Raw genomic sequence first — 1,120 nt, forward strand, 5'->3', positions numbered from 1 at the left:
AGTGAGCGTTTGGTTCGTATATCAGGTGCTTCAGGACGGTTCTGAGTGGCCAAGCGCGGGTGCCGGCTTGACGATTCGCTCGGAAAACGGCTTATGCGACGATCCGTAGACGAGTAGTGCGCCGGTTTCCTTACGAAGGCTCCCGTCTCATTTGGAAACCACCCGGTTCATGCGAGATTCCAAACCCGCACCCTGGTGCTCCGGACACCCCGGCACACGCCCTGCCCAGGCCGACCGCCGCCCCCTACCCAGGCATCATGCAGTCCGCAAGGCCCTACCCCAGCGACCTGTCCGACGCACGGTGGGAACTCATCCGCCCCACCCTGGAAGCCTGGCGCCAAGCCCGCAACGGCATCCGCAAACCCACCCACGACCTGCGTGCCCTGATGAACGCCATCCTCTATGTCGACCGCACCGGAATCCCCTGGCGCTACCTTCCCCACGACTTCCCACCCCACCAGACCGTCTACGGCTACTTCGCCCACTGGGAGGCCGACGGCATCTTTGACCAGCTCACCGGACTGTTACGCCGCAAAGTCCGCCAAGCCGAAGGCCGCGCGAGCGAACCCAGTGCCTGCCTCATCGACAGCCAGAGCGTCAAAACCTCCGCCACCGTCCCCCTGACCAGCCAAGGCGTCGATCCAGCCAAGAAGATCATCGGCCGCAAACGGCACATCGTCACCGACACACTCGGTCTCCTTCTTGCCGTCGCCGTCACCGCCGCAAGCGTCCACGACTCCGCGGCCGGCACCCACCTCCTGGCACAGGTCGCGGAGCAACACCCCGCTGTCACCAAAGCCTGGGCCGACAACGGCTACAAGACCAAAGCCGTGGAACACGCCGCCCAGCTCGGCATCGACCTCGAAATCGTCCAACGCGACCCCACAGTCCGCGGCTTCCGCGTCCAACCCCGCCGCTGGGTCGTCGAACGAACACTCGGCTGGCTCATGCACCACCGACGCCTGACCCGCGACTACGAAACCCACCCCCACCGGTCAGCCGCCATGATCCAACTGGCCGCCATCAACCTCATGACCCGCCGCCTCGCACACGAGACCACACCCAACTGGCGTGACAGCTAGACCCAATGAAACAGACATTGAAGAACCAAACGCTCACT

At 64.3% G+C, this 1,120-nt stretch carries 1 protein-coding gene; it reads left to right on the top strand.

What is annotated here, in order from left to right:
* Positions 1-257: 257 nt before the first annotated feature.
* The gene (locus tag AC3EUV_RS38345; protein ID WP_435604896.1) at positions 258-1,082 is read left to right on the top strand and encodes an IS5 family transposase; all 825 of its coding nucleotides are present in this window, start codon (positions 258-260) and stop codon (positions 1,080-1,082) included.
* Positions 1,083-1,120: the final 38 nt, after the last annotated feature.

The sequence above is a fragment of the Streptomyces sp. bgisy130 genome (assembly GCF_057708345.1).